This window comes from Bacillus sp. FSL R5-0820, from assembly GCF_038593385.1.
Lineage (GTDB): Bacteria > Bacillota > Bacilli > Bacillales > Bacillaceae > Bacillus > Bacillus altitudinis.
Genome location: NZ_CP151991.1, coordinates 2,420,214 through 2,438,683, shown reverse-complemented (window position 1 = coordinate 2,438,683; position 18,470 = coordinate 2,420,214). Strand labels below are relative to the sequence as shown.

21 protein-coding genes and 1 riboswitch are annotated in these 18,470 nt (G+C 42.3%); of the genes, 16 read left to right on the top strand and 5 right to left on the bottom strand.

Features of this window, described 5'->3' with window-relative positions:
- The first annotated feature begins 37 nt into the window (after nt 1-37).
- From nadB to NST15_RS12580, 5 genes are all read left to right on the top strand, one after another.
- On the top strand, nt 38-1,609 hold the full coding sequence (nadB, locus tag NST15_RS12600) for an L-aspartate oxidase (protein ID WP_342498568.1): 1,572 nt from the start codon (nt 38-40) through the stop codon (nt 1,607-1,609).
- Nucleotides 1,591-2,454, top strand: coding sequence for a carboxylating nicotinate-nucleotide diphosphorylase (gene nadC, locus NST15_RS12595; protein ID WP_007501512.1), 864 nt, complete (start codon nt 1,591-1,593; stop codon nt 2,452-2,454). The genes nadB and nadC overlap by 19 nt, the downstream gene beginning before the upstream one ends.
- Entirely contained in the window at nt 2,441-3,550 is a 1,110-nt protein-coding gene (gene nadA, locus NST15_RS12590) for a quinolinate synthase NadA (RefSeq protein WP_007501511.1), read from the top strand. The genes nadC and nadA overlap by 14 nt, the downstream gene beginning before the upstream one ends.
- A gap of 131 nt (nt 3,551-3,681) precedes the next feature.
- On the top strand, nt 3,682-4,890 hold the full coding sequence (safA, locus tag NST15_RS12585; RefSeq protein ID WP_342498567.1) for a SafA/ExsA family spore coat assembly protein: 1,209 nt from the start codon (nt 3,682-3,684) through the stop codon (nt 4,888-4,890).
- A gap of 133 nt (nt 4,891-5,023) precedes the next feature.
- Entirely contained in the window at nt 5,024-5,644 is a 621-nt protein-coding gene (locus tag NST15_RS12580) for a YhcN/YlaJ family sporulation lipoprotein (RefSeq protein WP_017367717.1), read from the top strand.
- A 46-nt stretch (nt 5,645-5,690) separates the two neighbouring features.
- Here the strand turns inward: NST15_RS12580 and NST15_RS12575 are convergent, their stop codons facing one another.
- On the bottom strand, nt 5,691-6,323 hold the full coding sequence (locus NST15_RS12575; protein ID WP_008342767.1) for a LysE family transporter: 633 nt from the start codon (nt 6,321-6,323) through the stop codon (nt 5,691-5,693).
- Nucleotides 6,324-6,561: 238 nt separating this feature from the next.
- Nucleotides 6,562-6,671, top strand: a riboswitch (TPP riboswitch).
- A gap of 126 nt (nt 6,672-6,797) precedes the next feature.
- Here NST15_RS12575 and thiC point away from each other — a divergent pair.
- On the top strand, nt 6,798-8,558 hold the full coding sequence (gene thiC, locus NST15_RS12570) for a phosphomethylpyrimidine synthase ThiC (protein ID WP_057079805.1): 1,761 nt from the start codon (nt 6,798-6,800) through the stop codon (nt 8,556-8,558).
- A 32-nt stretch (nt 8,559-8,590) separates the two neighbouring features.
- Here the strand turns inward: thiC and NST15_RS12565 are convergent, their stop codons facing one another.
- A complete protein-coding gene (locus tag NST15_RS12565; RefSeq protein ID WP_008342763.1) occupies nt 8,591-8,740 on the bottom strand; it encodes a hypothetical protein in 150 nt (49 codons plus the stop codon).
- Between the two features lie 192 nt (nt 8,741-8,932).
- On the opposite strand from NST15_RS12565, the gene NST15_RS12560 reads away from it, so the two are divergent.
- Nucleotides 8,933-9,115, top strand: coding sequence for a hypothetical protein (locus NST15_RS12560; protein ID WP_008342761.1), 183 nt, complete (start codon nt 8,933-8,935; stop codon nt 9,113-9,115).
- A 232-nt stretch (nt 9,116-9,347) separates the two neighbouring features.
- On the opposite strand, the gene NST15_RS12555 is transcribed toward NST15_RS12560, so the two are convergent.
- On the bottom strand, nt 9,348-9,992 hold the full coding sequence (locus NST15_RS12555; protein WP_017367714.1) for a serine/threonine protein kinase: 645 nt from the start codon (nt 9,990-9,992) through the stop codon (nt 9,348-9,350).
- Nucleotides 9,993-10,218: 226 nt separating this feature from the next.
- Here NST15_RS12555 and NST15_RS12550 point away from each other — a divergent pair, with 226 nt between their 5' ends.
- From NST15_RS12550 to yajC, 7 genes are all read left to right on the top strand, one after another.
- Entirely contained in the window at nt 10,219-10,731 is a 513-nt protein-coding gene (locus NST15_RS12550; RefSeq protein ID WP_008342756.1) for an intercompartmental signaling factor BofC, read from the top strand.
- A 147-nt stretch (nt 10,732-10,878) separates the two neighbouring features.
- Complete coding sequence (ruvA, locus tag NST15_RS12545) at nt 10,879-11,484, top strand: Holliday junction branch migration protein RuvA (RefSeq protein WP_017358123.1); 606 nt, start codon at nt 10,879-10,881, stop codon at nt 11,482-11,484.
- A gap of 11 nt (nt 11,485-11,495) precedes the next feature.
- Nucleotides 11,496-12,500, top strand: coding sequence for a Holliday junction branch migration DNA helicase RuvB (gene ruvB / locus NST15_RS12540; protein WP_007501501.1), 1,005 nt, complete (start codon nt 11,496-11,498; stop codon nt 12,498-12,500).
- On the top strand, nt 12,493-12,693 hold the full coding sequence (locus NST15_RS12535; RefSeq protein ID WP_008342752.1) for a DUF2905 domain-containing protein: 201 nt from the start codon (nt 12,493-12,495) through the stop codon (nt 12,691-12,693). Before ruvB ends, NST15_RS12535 begins: the two co-directional genes overlap by 8 nt.
- A 34-nt stretch (nt 12,694-12,727) precedes the next feature.
- On the top strand, nt 12,728-13,756 hold the full coding sequence (gene queA / locus NST15_RS12530) for a tRNA preQ1(34) S-adenosylmethionine ribosyltransferase-isomerase QueA (protein ID WP_007501498.1): 1,029 nt from the start codon (nt 12,728-12,730) through the stop codon (nt 13,754-13,756).
- 31 nt (nt 13,757-13,787) lie between these two features.
- Complete coding sequence (tgt, locus tag NST15_RS12525; RefSeq protein ID WP_007501495.1) at nt 13,788-14,933, top strand: tRNA guanosine(34) transglycosylase Tgt; 1,146 nt, start codon at nt 13,788-13,790, stop codon at nt 14,931-14,933.
- 47 nt (nt 14,934-14,980) lie between these two features.
- Complete coding sequence (gene yajC, locus NST15_RS12520) at nt 14,981-15,247, top strand: preprotein translocase subunit YajC (RefSeq protein WP_003216659.1); 267 nt, start codon at nt 14,981-14,983, stop codon at nt 15,245-15,247.
- Nucleotides 15,248-15,296: 49 nt separating this feature from the next.
- Here yajC and NST15_RS12515 read toward each other — a convergent pair whose 3' ends face one another.
- The gene (locus NST15_RS12515; protein ID WP_007501492.1) at nt 15,297-15,674 is read right to left on the bottom strand and encodes a TIGR04086 family membrane protein; all 378 of its coding nucleotides are present in this window, start codon (nt 15,672-15,674) and stop codon (nt 15,297-15,299) included.
- Between the two features lie 165 nt (nt 15,675-15,839).
- Between NST15_RS12515 and NST15_RS12510 the strand changes: the two genes are divergently transcribed.
- A complete protein-coding gene (locus NST15_RS12510; protein ID WP_017358120.1) occupies nt 15,840-16,502 on the top strand; it encodes a DUF421 domain-containing protein in 663 nt (220 codons plus the stop codon).
- Nucleotide 16,503: 1 nt separating this feature from the next.
- On the opposite strand, the gene spoVB is transcribed toward NST15_RS12510, so the two are convergent.
- Complete coding sequence (gene spoVB / locus NST15_RS12505) at nt 16,504-18,054, bottom strand: stage V sporulation protein B (RefSeq protein ID WP_008342741.1); 1,551 nt, start codon at nt 18,052-18,054, stop codon at nt 16,504-16,506.
- Between the two features lie 116 nt (nt 18,055-18,170).
- Here spoVB and NST15_RS12500 point away from each other — a divergent pair, with 116 nt between their 5' ends.
- A complete protein-coding gene (locus NST15_RS12500) occupies nt 18,171-18,467 on the top strand; it encodes a post-transcriptional regulator (RefSeq protein ID WP_003216788.1) in 297 nt (98 codons plus the stop codon).
- Nucleotides 18,468-18,470 lie beyond the last annotated feature (3 nt).

Genomic DNA, 18,470 nt, shown 5'->3' with positions numbered 1-18,470 from the left:
TGTGTCAAGACAGGTGTAAATGACAGGAGGGGCAATTGTGTCATCTATCAAAAAAGTCATTGTGGTGGGGTCGGGCATTGCGGCTCTTTCCTTTGTGAATACGATCTCAGAGAACTGCCAAGTCATCATGATGACAAAAAAACAATTTTCCTCTAGTAATTCCATGCTCGCACAAGGGGGAATCGCTGCAGCCTTTTCCGCACATGATTCTGTCGATCAGCATGTGCAAGACACTTTAGCTGCGGGGTGTGGTCACAATGATGACAAAACTGTACAGGAGATCGTCCGTCATGGAAAAGATCTTGTAAAGAAGCTCGTAGAAGAGGGCTGCCCATTTGATCGAGATGAAACGGGAATTCCGCAGTTAGGTAAAGAGGGAGCCCATACGACCCATCGTATTCTGCATGCAGGAGGAGATCAAACGGGAAAAACCCTCGTGCAGTTTTTGAAAGGGAAGCTCGGCTCACACATTCATGTATACGAAAATCATCATGTCATGGATCTATTAGTTCATGAAGGGGTATGTACCGGTGTTGTGTGGAAAGACGAAAAAGGTCATGTACATACAATGACCGCGGATGCAGTTGTATTATCCACTGGCGGCTGTGGTTCCTTATATGAAACAAACACAAATGATCCGTCTGTGACAGGAGACGGTCTGATGATGGCCTATCGCGCAGGGGCACAGCTAGTAGATCTCGAATTTGTGCAATTCCATCCGACCCTTTTGACCACTTCAGGTAAAGCGATTGGTCTCGTATCAGAGGCAGTTAGGGGAGAGGGCGCCTATTTAGAAGATGAATCAGGCAGACGGATCATGAAAGAAATCCACCCGCAGAGCGATTTAGCGCCTAGAGATGTGGTGGCAAGGACCATTTTCCATGAGCAGCAACTCGGTCATTCCATTTATCTGAACATCCGAGATATTCCGCATTTTTCTGCACGTTTTCCTGCGATTGCTTCGATGTGTCAGCGTGCGGGAGTTGATATGGCAAACGGAAGGCTACCAGTTTCACCCGGTATGCACTTTTTAATGGGTGGAATTAAGGTGAATGAACATGGAGAAACAACAGTTCCATCACTTTTCGCCATTGGTGAAGCAGCTTGTACAGGTTTACACGGCGCCAATCGACTGGCAAGTAATTCGCTCTTAGAAGGTCTCGTTTTAGGAAACAAGGCGTCACGGTATGTTGAGCGGTTGCAAGCCCAGCAAGATAAAAACCCTGCTCTTTCCATTCATGAAGTATGGTCTGTCCCAACGGTTTCACAGGCTCAGCTCAGAAAATGGATGACAGCATATGCCGCAATTGTGAGAGATGAGAAAGGCTTACAGACTTTGCTCGATCATTTAGAACAAGTCTCTTTTCAGCAAATTAATGTGAAGAATATCACAAATGAACAGATCGAAATAACTAATCAATGGGCTTTAGCCATATGCCTTGTCAAATCCGCATTACTCAGAACAGAAAGTAGGGGCGGTCATTATCGCACCGATTATCCAAATCGGCACGATGCTTCGTGGCGAGCAAAACAGATTGTACATGAAAAGGGCCATATTTACATCATAAAAAATGAAAGGATTGGTGCCAAATGGAACGTTTACAGTTAAAGCAAATGCTCACTCATTTTTTAAAAGAAGATATTGGGTTTGGAGATGTATCCGCTGATGCCATCTTTGGAGACAAGAAAGGAACAGCTTACATCATGGCGAAACAATCAGGCGTATTGGCCGGGACACAAGTCATTGATATGGGATACAAACTGCTGAATGAACAAGTTCAAACTGAGCTGTTTTTCCAGGAAGGTGATTGGATTCATGAAGGGGCTGTACTGGCACAAATAACAGGCTCCGTCAACGATTTGCTGAAAGGGGAGCGGGTGGTGTTGAATATCCTACAAAGAATGACAGGGATTGCTACACTAACGCATGAAGCAGTAGAGCGATTAGCTGATCCATCAATTACGATTTGTGATACGAGAAAGACGACACCCGGTTTGCGCATGCTGGAGAAGTACGCAGTAAAAGTCGGAGGCGGAAAGAATCATCGTTTCGGCTTATCCGATGGTGTGATGATTAAAGATAATCATATTGCGGCTTGTGGTTCTATCAGGGAAGCTGTGGAGAAAGCAAGAGCATACGCCGGTCATATGGTGAAAATTGAAGTGGAAATTGAATCAGAAGCACAGCTGATGGAAGCCATTGATGCTAAAGCAGATGTCATCATGTTTGACAACTGCTCTCCAGACGAAGTGAAGCGCTTTAAACAAATGACCCCTGAAACTATATTGACAGAGGCATCAGGCGGCATCACGTTAGAGAATGTGGCTAACTACCGGGGGACAGGTGTAGACCTTATTTCACTTGGATTCCTCACACATTCTGCTCCATCATTCGATTTTAGTATGAATATGGAATTCAGCCATAAAGGGGGAACGACTCATGTCCATGCTTGATGTGTTAGCAGCGCAGCATACAGCCATGATGCCAGATGAATATAAACAGCGCTCTTATGATGAAATGAAAGAGAGAGTATTAGAGATTAAACGCGCTTTTGGATCAAAGCTTTTTATACCGGGTCATCATTATCAAAAAGATGAAGTCATCCAATTTGCTGATGTGACAGGTGATTCATTGCAGCTTGCACAAATTGCTGCTGACAATCACGAAGCAGAATACATTGTATTTTGCGGGGTTCATTTTATGGCAGAAACGGCCGATATGCTATCAAAAAAGAATCAGCACGTCTTTTTGCCAGATATGAGAGCAGGTTGTTCAATGGCAGATATGGCGAATATGAAACAAACAGACAGGGCGTGGGATCAGCTCACTGAGCTGTTTGGAGATACGATCCTTCCACTGACTTATGTAAACTCAACGGCTGATATTAAAGCATTTGTCGGAAAACATGGCGGATCGACTGTCACATCTTCAAACGCTAAAAAAGTATTGGAGTGGGCGCTGACCCAAAAAGAGCGGATTCTTTTTCTTCCTGATCAGCATTTAGGGCGTAACACGGCCTATGATTTAGGGATTCCGCTAGAGGAAATGGCTGTCTGGGATCAAATAGAAGAAAAGCTCATCACCGACCAACCGCTTCATCGAATCAAAATGATTTTATGGAAAGGTCATTGCTCTGTTCATGAGAAATTTACCATTGAGAATATTGAGCAAACGAGAAAACGTGACCGTGACATACAGATTCTTGTTCATCCAGAGTGTACGCATGAAGTCGTAAAGGCATCTGATCTAGCTGGTTCAACGAAATTTATTATTGATACGATCAAGCAGGCACCAGCAGGAAGCAAGTGGGCCATTGGAACAGAAATGAATTTAGTGAAACGCATCATTGACCAGCACCCTGATAAACAAATTGAATCCCTCAATCCAGATATGTGTCCATGTTTGACAATGAACCGTATTGATCTGCCTCATCTACTATGGTCACTTGAAAGCATTGAAAAAGGGGAGCCGGTCGGTTTGATTCAAGTGAATGAAGAGACGACAAAAGAGGCATTGCTCGCTTTAAATAAGATGCTCACCATTAAATAATGAAGTGTCCCCTCCTATCAGAAAACAAGTTTTTATCATATCGGCTTGTAAATAGGCATAAATTTATGTTGAAACATATTGTACTTCTGACATAACCGCTACGTTCACGTTTTGCATAGGAGGGGAAAACGTTGAAAATTCATATTGTGCAAAAAGGAGACTCCCTTTGGAAAATTTCAAAGAAGTACGGAGTCGACTTTCAAGAATTGAAAAAATTAAATTCGCAGCTCAGTAATCCAGATTTGATTATGCCAGGAATGAAAATCAAAATTCCATCTAGTGGTGTTCCTGTCAAAACCGATCATCACAAAGCAAAAGAAATGCCAAAAGCAAAAGAACACCCGTATGTAAAAGAAAAGCCAAAGGATGTCGTGCAAGTTCAAGATACGAAGCCGAAGGAAAAGCCGAATGAACCGGTACCTTATGTGCCACCAGTACCAAAGATTGAACAGCCAGTTTTTCCACAAGTTGATGTAAACTATTATCAGACGAATCTCTACCAGCCATTCACGCCTCCTCCCAAAAAAGAACATCATGAGAAAAAAGATCACGTTTATGAAAAGAAAGATCATGTTCATGAGAAAAAGGATCATAAAGATCACAAGGACCATTTTCATCATGAAAATAAGGATCATTTCAAAGATGAAGTGGCAAAGGGATATGATCCATTCATTCATATCCCACATCAAAAAGAGGAGGGAAAAGATATGGAGCATAGTAATTACCCAAACCTTCCTAATTTCCCGCAAATGCCGAATGTTGGAGGGGCAGCAGTAGGGGGCATGGCTGAAAATAAAGAGCATCACCACCATCATCAAGAATCATATGATCCTTATTATGGTTATGGTCATTACATGCCAGCAATGTATCCATATCCGCAGCAAATGGTACCCGCTTCTCCTATTTTACCGGGATCAGGCCTTTGTTATCCGGTACAGCCGTATTATCACCATCACATGATGCCGTACCCTTACCCGGCGGCTCAGCCGTATTACCCTGCGTATCAAGCACCAGCTTATTACGGTGAAAATCACGAGCATCATGCAAACGATGGGCATCACTGGCACCACCATATGCATCCAAATGCAGGAGCGAATGCGAATGCGAATGCCAATGCCAATGCCAATCAAGGCTTTTATCCAAACGCTCCAAATGAAGCATATGGCAAGGAAGACTGCGGATGCGATGATGGTATGAAGCATCATCAGCCATGGCCTGGACATTATCCAAACCCTGTTCCATATGGTCAAATGGGTGCTTATCCAGCTCAGCCTTATATGCAGCAGCCTTATCAAAACCCATCTGTCTTTGCAAGACCAGAAGAAGACGAAGAAGATTAATGACACAAGGGACGATCTCAATCGTTCCTTTTTTTGTTTATAACTGACAGCTTGTTTTTGTCCTCAACTGTACATGCTAAAACAGAGCCTGTTTTGCGCTCATGAGATTCAATTTGTACAGGGGGTTTTTCGTTTGAGACAAAAATGGCAAAAAACAATCGCCTTAGTGCTTCTACCTATTGGATTAACGGCATGTGGTACAAATAACAATGCGGGTGTAGATACACGTCATAATCAATCAGGCCAGCCAGTTGGATACCACTCCAATCAACAGGCAACAGACAACAACCAAGATCATCAAGGACCGGTTTCTGAGCTTATGGAGGGAATGAACGGAAGAAATACAACGAATGTTGATTATCGTTCACGCCCTACACAGGATCAAGTGAGAATGCCGCTTACTGGTGGAGATGGACGCTACAGTCATGGAGATATGAACTATCATAACCAAATGTCGTTCTCTGGCTACGATAAACAAGAGAACATCCAGCGTTCAAGAAAAATCGCCAACCGAGTGAACAAAATGAACCATGTGACAGACTCACAAGTCATGGTGACGGATGAAAATGTGTATATTGCTCTTAAAACAGATGGGCGCTTGACATCAGAGGGTGTATCACAAGTAGAAGAAGCAGCGACTCGTTATGCAGATGGAAGAGCTGTCCAAGTCATTAAAGACGAAGGCGCATTTACACGCTTCAGAGATATGAGAAAAACGCAATTTGAAACAGGTCAGACAGGCATGACCCGCTAGGCGGGAATAAAAAAGGCTAAAGTTCATGACGAACTTTAGCCTTTCTTTAAAAATAAACTTTGATCCCGATATAAAATTCATAAAAGAAATAACAGCCAAATCCAAGTAATAAAATACCGGCAATAATGGATGTCCACTTGATCATTGTTCGATTCATCACTTTTCTTGTTAGGGAAACAATCGTGAGAAGACCGATGTCATGAAGAAGAATCCCTGCCAAAATACCCGCAGCAGCCAATATAAATTCAGATGAATTTGTATTCGTATAAGCATCTGCCAGTACAGCACCAAACACAGATACCCAGAACACAAGGTTTCCAGGTGATACCGCGACGAGCAGCCCATTTCGGTATGTTTTAGCGAATGATTTATTCACTTTTTCTCCTGCTAAATGGATGTCTTGATCCGCATTTTTAATCGAATCGTAGGCAAGAATCATTAAAAAGATGGCACCGATCAGCCAGAGAGGAATTTGGATAAAGGGCAAAGATAAAAATTGAGCAAATCCAGCATATAAAGCCAAGATGAGCAATATATCGATGGTCATACCACCAGCGCCTACAGTTAATCCATGAAAGAATCCGTTTTTTAATCCCTGCTTTGTCATTTCAACCGTGATCGCTCCAACAGGTAGAGCAATTGAGAATCCAACGACGATAAATGTAAGAAATGTTTGCAATCGACTAGAACTTCCTTTGAATCATGTTTGTATAAAAATTCTCCGTTTAGATTAATTATACATATTAGGAGAAAAGGATCAATGATTATTTCTGATTTAATCGAAATGAGAGAGATAGATCGTGTATAGAAAGATGTATATCGTGAAGAGCGTGTATTCATTGTAGGGGAAAGGAACTATTTTCCTGAAACTTCTTTTTTTCATTTCTCAGCTATGCTACACTGTTGTGGAAATCAATATAAGTGACTAGGGGTGCCCGGAAATGCGGGCTGAGAGAGAAGACAAGCTTCTTAACCCTTTGGACCTGATCTGGCTCGTACCAGCGTGGGGAAGTTGAAGATGATACATGTGCCATATGAATGGCATACATGTTTTTTTCTGACGACGAAACCAGGTTCTTTACATAGAATCTGGTTTTTTGCTGGTGCTGATTCCATCCTGTCCGGTGACACGAAAAGAAGGAGAGAACAGCAAATGAATGAAAAGACAAATGTTCCATCAACGCAATCTTTATTATCAAACTTTGAAGGCAGTCGAAAGGTATATGAACAAGGCTCAAGACCTGACATTTTGGTGCCAAAAAGAGAAATTGTGCTCACAAATACAGTGACACAAGCAGGTGATATCCCAAATGAACCGATTCGTGTGTATGATACAAGTGGACCGTATACAGATGAGGAGGCTCATATTGATGTCACAAAGGGATTAAAGCGCCTGAGATCAGAATGGATTAAAGAAAGAGAAGATACTGAAAGCTATGAAGGGCGTCAAGTAAAGCCAGAAGATAATGGATATCGCTTGAACGGGAAAGAATCCTTTCAAGCTGCCCATACAGAATTTCATCATGTGCCGCTCCGCGGGAAACAAGGTGCTTGTGTGACGCAAATGCATTATGCAAAAAAGGGCATCATTACGCCTGAAATGGAGTTTATCGCTTTGAGAGAACAGCTAAGTCCTGAGTTTGTTAGAGAGGAAGTGGCTAGTGGGAGAGCGGTCATTCCAGCGAATATCAACCATCCTGAAAGTGAGCCGATGATCATCGGAAAGAATTTTCACGTGAAAATTAATGCGAATATTGGCAATTCAGCTGTGACATCGTCCATTGAAGAAGAGGTGGAGAAGATGACATGGGCAATTAGATGGGGGGCAGATACGATGATGGACCTGTCTACAGGAAAGGACATTCATACAACGAGAGAATGGATTATCCGCAATTGCCCAGTCCCAGTAGGAACTGTCCCAATTTATCAGGCACTTGAAAAAGTGAATGGAATCGCAGAAAATTTGACGTGGGAAGTATACCGAGACACATTAATTGAACAGGCAGAGCAAGGGGTTGACTACTTCACCATTCATGCGGGCGTCCTGTTAAGGTATATTCCGCTCACAGTCGACCGGGTCACTGGAATTGTTTCAAGAGGCGGAGCCATTATGGCAAGATGGTGTCTCGCTCATCATCAAGAGAACTTTCTGTATACCCATTTTGAAGAAATTTGTGAAATCATGAAAACATATGACATTGCCTTTTCGCTTGGGGACGGGCTCAGACCTGGATCCATTGCGGACGCAAATGACGAAGCGCAGTTTGCAGAGCTGGAAACGTTAGGGGAATTGACAGAGATCGCTTGGAAACATGATGTACAGGTCATGATTGAAGGACCTGGTCATGTTCCAATGGATAAAATCAAAGAGAATGTCGATAAGCAGATGGAGATATGCAAAGAGGCACCTTTTTATACGTTAGGCCCTCTAACAACAGATATTGCACCGGGATATGATCATATTACATCCGCGATCGGTGCGGCGATGATCGGCTGGTACGGAACAGCCATGCTGTGCTATGTGACACCAAAAGAGCATTTAGGTCTGCCGAACAAAGAAGATGTAAGAGAAGGCGTCATCGCTTATAAAATTGCCGCACATGCAGCTGATGTAGCAAAAGGACATCCTGCTGCTCAAAAGCGTGATGATGCCTTATCGAAAGCGAGATTTGAATTCAGATGGCGGGATCAATTTCATCTGTCTCTTGACCCAGAACGTGCGCTGGCATTCCATGATGAAACATTGCCTGCTGAAGGTGCTAAAACTGCTCACTTCTGTTCCATGTGTGGACCAAAGTTTTGCAGTATGAAAATATCTCATGACATCCGCAACCAATCAGAAGAAGTGAAAAGAGAGATGGAGAAGAAGGCAAAAGAGTTTATCAGTCAAGGAAGTCAAATCTACCAATCCTAAAAAAAACCTCGCACTCCTCTAGTGCGGGGTTTTTATAAAACGGCTGAAATGGCTTTTCTCACGAGGTGCAAAAATGCTCTAACTGCAATCGCCATCGTTTCAATACTTGGGATGAGGGCATCTGTTAAATGAAACAGGACTGTTTGTCTCTCTGGAGATGTTCGTTTTTTCTTTTGTTTCATAAAGGCAGCCTCCTTTTCATTCAATATACTTCTTTTGAAGAGTATATAGATAGATATGTTGTGCGAATTTAAACAAAATTTAAACTTCTTGTGTTTAGAAGGAAAGAAGCAGGGGAAACGGATTGAATAGAGAATGAATGAAAAGAGCTGACCGATCAGGTTAGTGAACAAGACAGAGTGGAAGGTGATCTTATGATGAAAGTATTTAAGGTAACATTTCATATGAACAATGGGGAAGTGCTCGATTTCGAGCTGAAACGTCCAGCTACCTATGATGTGTATAAAAAAATTGAGGAAGCCAATCATTGGTTTAAGCTGAATAATGAAATCATTAACCTATTAAATGTGAATAGTATCCATGTAGAAACAGAATAAAACGAAAAGCCGCTCGAAAAGAGCGGCTTTCAGCGTGTAGACAAACCCTCGCATTCGGTGTCAGTCCTGCGTGCCGGTGCTCACGAATGTCAAATTCGCTCCGCGCCGGTACTCGTCCTTCCTAGAATTCAAAGGTTTTCTATCACGCTGAAAAGAAGACAAAGGGCTAAAATAAAGTTCATTTTAGCCCTTTGTCAACAATCTGAAAGCCGCTCTTTTCGAGCGGCTTTCATTATGCAGTAAAATCATTTCGATTGTTCAGCTGACCTCGAGACAGCCAGTTTTTCTTATACAAATAGGCAATCACTTCAAGCCATAGACGCGGCGCTTTTTTCGGGAAAAAAGGTTTTTGATAATAGGCGTATGCAGCTTTTAAATCATCCCATTGATGACATGTTTTCGTTTGCGTGAAGCGGGCGACGTCAATGACCCTGACGCGGCCATCCTTTGTTAAAATTAAATTTCGCAGATGAATATCAGAAGGATTTAAACCTTTCGCGCGTGCTTCTTCTAGCGCATCATCTACTTGTTCAATCATTTGTTTTTTGATCGGAATTCCTTTTGTCAGGCATTCATAGAAAGTATAACCTTTAATATATTCCATTAAAATATATTGATCCCCAGACTCGTAAATCTCAGGATAATAGGAGGAGCCGGAAAGTTTTTCATAAATTGCAGCCTCTTTGCGGGCGATGTTTCGATAAGAAGGAAAAAAGACTTTTAACGCCATTTTCTTGCCGTCTTTTTTGTATGAAAATACATAGGCACTTCTTCCTTTGCCGCACAGCTCAAGCTCAGCCGGTTTAAAGACGAGCTTATTAAAACGCTTTTCTTCTTGATACTGAATCGATTCGGCTAATCTTTTGACATCTGACATTGACTTCACCTTCTTTGGTTTCAGTTTATGCGGCTGAAAAACGAATGATGAAAAAACCATGTGATTCGGTAGAGCAATGGATTGTATAAAACATAACATTTACGCACGAAGGATACAACGAAAGACGCTCAATATGTGTCAAGACATCGATTTGGTTAATGTGGAGCAAAATGGGTCAAACTACATATGTCATGCATCGATCTTATGTTCTAAAGAGGTGTAAATAGTGAAAGTGAAAATAAAGTATTTCGTTACAGGACTTATCATGACAAGTGTACTCTTTTTCGCTGTTGATATGGAAGCAGCAGAACACTTGCAAAAAGAGTCAAAAACCATCAACGTTCAGCTTGAAAAGGTCTATCTAGACGGCGATGTAAGTATTGAAAGACAGCGGGCATCATTAGAAGACAAAGACACATTTTGGGCCCAGTATAAGGGCTGGACATTGGTAGAACAGCGAGAGGATTTTGCCCTTTTTAGAAAGCAAATTGACGATATATCGCCTTTGAGTAAAGCAAATGGATATATCGGATTATCAGAAGACGGCGTGATTTCTACGTTTCATGGAAGGCCTGACGGGTGGGCGGAGCCTATTCATCTCTTTTTTCAAATTGATACGTCCCGCTTGGAAAGTCATGTAGAGCAGCAGCTTGCACAAGGCATTCCGTTTCGAACAAAAGATGAATTTGAGCATGTGCTTGAAGTCATGAAACCTTACCGAAATGAACAATCGTTTTAATCGTATGACAGCTTGCTGGTGTGAAGACCGCAAGCTCTTTTTCATGGGTTGACGATGAAAAAAGGCTGAGCGAACGTATGTTAACTTTTATTACGGTTTTCTCTTCGATTTATGTTACAATGGAGAACAGTCAAAGAGGTGAAAACGGTGATTGAGTTTGTAAAAGGGACCATTGATTATGTGTGCCCGCAATATGTTGTCATTGAAAACGGCGGAGTGGGATATCAAGTCTATACCCCAAATCCGTTTATCTATCGAGTAACAAAACAAGAAACGATTTATACGTATCATTACATAAAGGAAGACGCTTTTTCGTTATATGGATTCCAAACACGAGAAGAAAAAGCGTTGTTCACAAAACTGTTAAATGTCACAGGCATTGGACCGAAGGGTGCGCTTGCGATTCTTGCTTCCGGTGACCCTGGCGCTGTCATTTCAGCGATCGAACGAGAGGATGAAGCTTTCCTCATTAAATTCCCGGGTGTTGGCAAAAAAACAGCACGTCAGATCATTCTAGATCTGAAAGGGAAGCTCGCAGATGTGGTGCCTGAAATGATAGGAAACTTATTTAACCACGAGGATCATATCCAGATTGAAACGCAGCAAAGCGCTTTAGATGAAGCGGTTGAAGCCTTAAGTGTCCTTGGGTATGGTGATCGTGAAATCAAAAAGGTTCTTCCTTTATTAAAAGAAGAGAAGAATCTTACAACCGATCAATATGTGAAAAAAGCTTTACAAAAAATGTTGAAATAGGGTGATGTCTCATGGATGAACGGCTCGTCTCAACTGAAGCAGACAACCATGAATCAGCCATTGAGCAAAGTCTGCGTCCACAGACGCTTAGTCAATATATTGGCCAGCAGAAAGTAAAGGATAATCTCAGCGTATTTATTGAAGCTGCCCGAATGAGGCAGGAAACGCTGGATCACGTTCTTTTATATGGACCGCCGGGACTTGGAAAAACAACGCTTGCGTCGATCATTGCCAATGAAATGAATGTTCAGCTGCGTACAACGTCTGGACCAGCGATTGAACGCCCTGGCGACTTGGCGGCGATCTTAACATCTCTTGAACCTGGCGATGTTCTGTTTATTGATGAAATTCATCGCTTGCAGCGTTCAATAGAGGAAGTGCTATATCCAGCGATGGAGGACTTTTGTCTAGATATCGTGATTGGAAAAGGAGATACAGCACGCTCTGTGCGGCTTGATTTACCGCCATTTACGCTTGTAGGTGCTACAACCCGTGTTGGGCTTTTAACAGCGCCGCTTCGTGATAGGTTTGGGGTTCATGCAAGATTGGAATACTATGAGCAAAGAGATTTGGCTCACATTGTAGCAAGAACAGCCGAGCTGTTTGAGATTGGGATCGACATTCGTTCAGCTGAAGAGATTGCAAGAAGATCTAGAGGCACACCGAGGGTCGCCAATCGTCTGCTCAGAAGAGTAAGAGATTTTGCGCAGGTGCTTGGAAATCATGCGATCACACAAGACATTGCAGAAGATGCTCTTGAGCGTCTGCAAGTTGACAGACTCGGACTTGATCATATCGATCATAAGCTGCTTTTAAGTATGATTGAAAAATTTAGAGGCGGTCCTGTTGGACTTGATACGATCTCAGCGACAATTGGAGAAGAATCACATACGATTGAAGATGTGTACGAACCGTATTTACTGCAAATTGGTTTTCTGCAAAGAACACCAAGAGGGCGGGTCGTCACAAGAGAAGCGTATGAACATTTTCATATGGAGGTTCCGATTCGTGACTGAATTCCCTAAAATGTTGATGATTTTAGGTGGTGTCCTTTTTGCCGCAGGTTTAGTGTTTCAATTGGTTGGGAAACTTCCAGGCGATATTTTCGTGAAAAAAGGGAACGTAACGTTCTTTTTTCCTGTGATTACATGCATTGTCATTAGCATCGTCCTAACCATTTTACTCAATGTCTTCGGACGGATGAAATAACGTTAACTAGTTAACTACAGAATAGGTGAAGGAAATGAAGTTAGAACTATTTGATTTTGATTTACCAGAAAGATTGATTGCACAAGTGCCGCTTGAAAAACGAGATGCATCAAGACTGATGGTCTTAAATAAACAAACAGGTGACATCACACATGATACATTCTCGCAAATCACAGATTACTTTCAAAAGGGTGATTGTCTCGTTTTAAACAATACACGTGTATTGCCTGCACGTCTGTTTGGAACGAAAGAGGATACGGGTGCTAAAGTGGAGCTGCTTCTTTTGAAACAAGAAGAAGGAGACAAATGGGAAACGCTCGTGAAACCAGCAAAACGTGTGAAAAACGGAACAGTCATTACATTTGGTGATGGACGATTAAAAGCGGTATGTACAGAAGAACTGGAACATGGCGGAAGAAAAGTTGAGTTTCAGTATACAGGCATTTTTTATGAAGTACTTGAATCCTTAGGTGAAATGCCGCTGCCTCCGTACATTAAAGAGCAGCTTGACGATCGTGAGCGTTATCAAACCGTCTATTCCAAAGAGGTTGGTTCCGCTGCTGCGCCTACTGCCGGTCTTCACTTTACAAATGAACTGCTAGATGCTCTTAAAGCAAAAGGAGTGCATATTGCATTTATTACGCTCCATGTTGGGCTTGGCACATTTCGACCGGTCAGTGCTGAACGCATTGAAGAACATGAAATGCACGCAGAGTTTTACGAAATGAATGAAGAAACGGCAGAAGAGCTTAATCGAGTGCGCAAAGAAGGCGGGCGAATTATTTCAGTCGGAACAACTTCGACAAGAACGCTTGAAACCATTGCAAGTGCTTATGATGGTGAATTCAAAGCGTCAAGCGGATGGACGTCGATTTTTATTTATCCAGGCTATACATTTAAGGCAATTGATGGCATGATCACGAATTTCCACCTGCCAAAATCGTCTTTAATTATGCTTGTCAGTGCATTAGCTGGACGAGAACACGTCCTAAAAGCGTACAATGAGGCTGTAAAAGAGGAATATCGATTCTTCAGTTTTGGCGATGCCATGCTGATTCAATAACATTATACAACAAAGACAGGAGGGCTCATTTTTGTCGCAATTACCGATACGTTATGAGTTCATTAAATCATGCAAACAAACAGGTGCACGTCTTGGACGCGTTCATACACCGCACGGCTCCTTTGAAACACCTGTATTTATGCCAGTTGGTACACTGGCTACAGTCAAAACAATGGCGCCTGAAGAGTTAAAAGCAATGGAAGCAGGCATCATTTTAAGCAATACGTATCATTTATGGCTGCGCCCGGGGCATGACATTGTCAAAGAAGCAGGCGGCCTGCACAAATTTATGAACTGGGATCGAGCGATTCTAACAGATTCAGGCGGTTTCCAAGTGTTTTCTTTGAGTGAATTTAGAAAAATTGAAGAAGAAGGCGTTCACTTCCGTAATCACTTAAATGGAGATAAGTTGTTCCTTTCTCCTGAAAAAGCGATGGAAATTCAAAATGCGCTCGGCTCAGATATTATGATGGCATTTGACGAATGCCCTCCGTATCCAGCAGAGTACGATTATATGAAACGTTCTGTAGAGCGGACAAGCAGATGGGCAGAGCGCTGCTTAACAGCGCACCAGCGTCCAGAGGATCAAGGGCTGTTTGGCATTGTGCAGGGCGGAGAATACGAAGAGCTTCGTAAACAAAGTGCAAAAGATCTTGTTTCACTTGATTTCCCAGGCTACGCCATTGGAGGTTTATCTGTTGGTGAACCAAAAGATGTGATGAACCGTGTGCTGGAGTTTACAACGCCATATTTACCGGCAGACAAGCCAAGGTACTTAATGGGTGTAGGCTCGCCAGATTCATTAATTGACGGTGCGATCCGCGGTGTCGATATGTTTGACTGTGTACTGCCAACGCGAATTGCAAGAAACGGTACGCTGATGACAAGTGAAGGACGCCTTGTTGTGAAAAATGCTAAATATGAGCGAGATTTCAGACCAATCGATGAAAACTGTGACTGCTACACATGCAAAAACTACACACGCGCTTATATTAGACATTTAATCCGTACAAATGAGACGTTCGGAATTCGATTAACAACTTATCATAATCTTCATTTTCTGTTAAAATTAATGGAGCAAGTGAGAGAAGCTATCCGTGAGGATCGTTTAGGTGATTTTAGAGAAGAGTTTTTTGAGCGTTATGGCTTTAACAAACCGAATGCGAAAAACTTTTAACGCATAAACGAAAGGCTTTACAATGCTTTAGAAAGGGGTGAGATAGAATGGATGGTGGTATGGGTTCAATCATTATGATTGTTGTCATGTTTGCTGTGCTTTACTTCTTGTTAATCCGTCCACAGCAAAAGCAACAAAAAGCTGTGCGTCAGATGCAGCAATCTTTATCAAAAGGCGATAAAATCGTCACAATCGGTGGTTTACACGGTGAAATCGACTACATTGATGAATCAAAAGTGGTCATCAAAACAAGCGAAAACAACCGTTTAACTTTCGACCGACGTGCTATTAGAGAATTAGCTGACAAAGGTTAATCCTCCAATACATAGCGATAAAAAAAGAGCGATATCATTCGCTCTTTTTTTATTTGCCCCGAAGATTAACGCCAATCATTCCCCCTAGCATACAAATTCCCAAAAAGGCTGCATGATAGATGAATTGTTCTGGTGAAAAGGTTTCTCCAAACCCTAAATATTGAAATAAAAAAACAGTGAGTGAAAAGATAAAAGAGGTCATGGCGCCAATGAGCCAGCCCCGTTCCTTTGCTTTCCCTCCAGAAATCATTCCTCCTAGAAAAAGTGCCGCAAAGGACAAGATCATGATCATCCATTTAAACGATGATTCCTGCATACTTGTGAAGGTAAGCATCAGTGATACAAGTAAGCTTGTGACAATCATCACGACAAAAATAGCAATTAAGCCAGATAAAATGCCTTTTCCTATTTGTTTCGTTTCCTGCATGTGATTCGTCTCCTCTCCAATTGACCGAAGCTTGTCTTTTACTAAAATGTATTCACGGAGAAGAAAAAATAGACATGTTTCTCGTGATAAAAACCGAGGCTTTCTTTTCTACATAAATAAAGTGTTTTGACACAAGCTATGGTGGAGAAGGAGGGTTTACATCATATGCAGGACATCTTAATTATCTCCATGAGAACAATCATTTTATATTTTCTCATTTGGTTTATCTTTCGTTTAATGGGCAAAAGGGAGATTGGGGAACTGAGTATTTTAGATCTTGTTATTTTTATGATGATCGCTGAAATTGCGGTGCTCGCCATAGAAGAAGTAGAGGATCACATGTTACATACAGTATGGCCGATCCTGCTGTTAACCTTCATTCAAATCACCCTTGCCTATTTGTCACTAAAATTCCAAGGTGTCCGTCGTTTTCTCGACGGTAAGCCGGCCCTGCTCATCATCAACGGAAAAATAGACGAGGGTGCGATGAGAAAACAGCGATACAATTTTGATGATTTGCTGATTCAATTAAGAGAAAATAACATCGATAGTATCCAGGACGTCTCATATGCCATCTTAGAGCCTTCAGGAAAGCTCGCCGTTGTTGAAAAAGAAAACAAGCGCAAACATGCAGCGCTTGAGCTCCCGCTTATTGCAGACGGTGTGGTTCAGCATGATCATCTCAAGCAGATCAACCATGATGAACAGTGGCTGATAAAGGAGCTTGCCAAAAGAGGCTATCATGATATCGAGCAAATCTCTTACTGTAGCTTTAATCAGAAGGATTTTTATATTGATTTGAAAGATGAAGTGATCAAGAAAGAATGAGCTAAAGCAGCTTCCCAATAAACGGGATGCGGCGTAGCTCTTCTCGTTTCACTAGCCCAAGGCAGATTAATAGAATGACATACAGCACGCACGTCAAAACGATCATCATGACAAGCTCTAAAGGTGCGGAAAAGAGTCCGCTCGCTTGATGTTTCATCCATAAGCTGACCGCCCCAGTGCCGATGATCACAAGGACGCAAAGTCCATATTCTTTTAATGGTAAATGAATAGGCAGCACTTTACCGACAGTTGCCGCATGGAGCAACGTGACAAGAACGATGCCGATGAGTATCGCAAGCGCTGCGCCCATAATGCCAAAGCTAGGCTGTGAAGCAAGAACAAAGATCATGCCTGTTTTCACAACAGCTCCTATCAAACTGTTGGTCATCGCTGCCCCCGCTAAATTTAATGCTTGAAGGACAGCCTGCAGCGGCCCTTGAAAGTAATAGAGCAAAAAGAAGGGCGCCATGAATTTTACATAGACAGCGGCATGAGATGAACCATACATGAAGAGGGTTAAATTTTCTGCATACACGAAAAGGATAATACATGAAATGCCCCCGCTTAATAAACAAAGGCGCATCGCCTGCTTGAGCCGGTATTCGACCGTTTTGCGTTTGTTCTGTTCCATCCCTTCACTAATCGCTGGAACTAGTGCGGTGGAGAGAGAATACGTGATAAAACTAGGGAGTGTCAAAAGGGTGAGCGCAAGTCCCGTCAATTCTCCGTACTGCCTTGTTGCTTCCACAGCTGCATAACCGGCAATCGCGAGGCTTTGCGCGACGACAATCGGTTCTAAAAACCAAGAGATATTGCCGATGAAACGGCTGCCTGTTGTTGGCAGGGCAATACTCATGAGCTGCTTAAACGTGTCCTTTCCATCATGAATTGCCTTGAAAAAACGTTTTCGGATACGGATGGTCTTTTTATAACGAAAGGCAATCAGTAAGTAAGCAAGTGAAATCATTTCGCCGATGACAGATGAAATCATGGCGCCTGCTGCTGCGTATTCAATTCCATAAGGCAGGAACGCTGTTGTACATACTGCCACGAGTGAAATTCTTGCGACCTGTTCTAGTACTTGCGACATCGCAAGCGGGCTCATTTGCTGTCTTCCTTGGAAATAGCCCCTTAACACACTAGAGATCGCAATAACGGGTACGACGGGTGTAATGGCAAGCAGAGGATAGACCGTTCTAGGATCTGTCAGCATATTTTCCGCCATAATAGGGGCAAACCATAAAAAGAGCGGAGTGAAAATGAGGCTGAGTGTTCCTGTTATCGCAAGGGACATCACTAGAATGCGTTTTGTTTTCTGTTTGTCACCACGGGCTTCTGCTTCTGCAACTAGCTTACTAATCGCAACAGGAAGTCCGAATTGTGTCAGCGTCACGGCGAGAAAAAAGGTAGGCGCTGCCATCATATAAAGCCCTACGCCTTCTTCACCAATGAACCTTGCAATCACAATTCGATTGACAAAACCCAATATTCTTGTAATAAAACCTGCTAAAATTAAAATAATTGTCCCTTTTAAAAACGTTTGCTTCGTCAAATCACAGATCACCTACCTTCTCAAACGACATAGAATCATATACAATAAGATATGCGTGTATATCGTCCAAGCATGACAAGTCTCTCGATAAAAAACTGAAAAGGGGGAGCCTCACAATGACACAACATCCGGCTGCTATATACAAAGACCATTTAAAGCCTTTTCTGTTCAGTAAGCTTGAAGAATTCATCGTTTTGGGCTATAAAGATGTAGATTTAGAGGAATTATGGTCATACTTAGAGAATAAGAAGTGGAAGAAAAAACAAGAGTATCCGATTCATGAAATGGTTGCAGATATTTTATCTGTGAAAATTGGCGAATTTATGAACTATGCAACCGTTCAGTCGTTTAAAACGTCTGCTTTTTTGGACAGTGAAGATGGCAAGAATATGCTGGACGAACTGTTGAAATAAGCC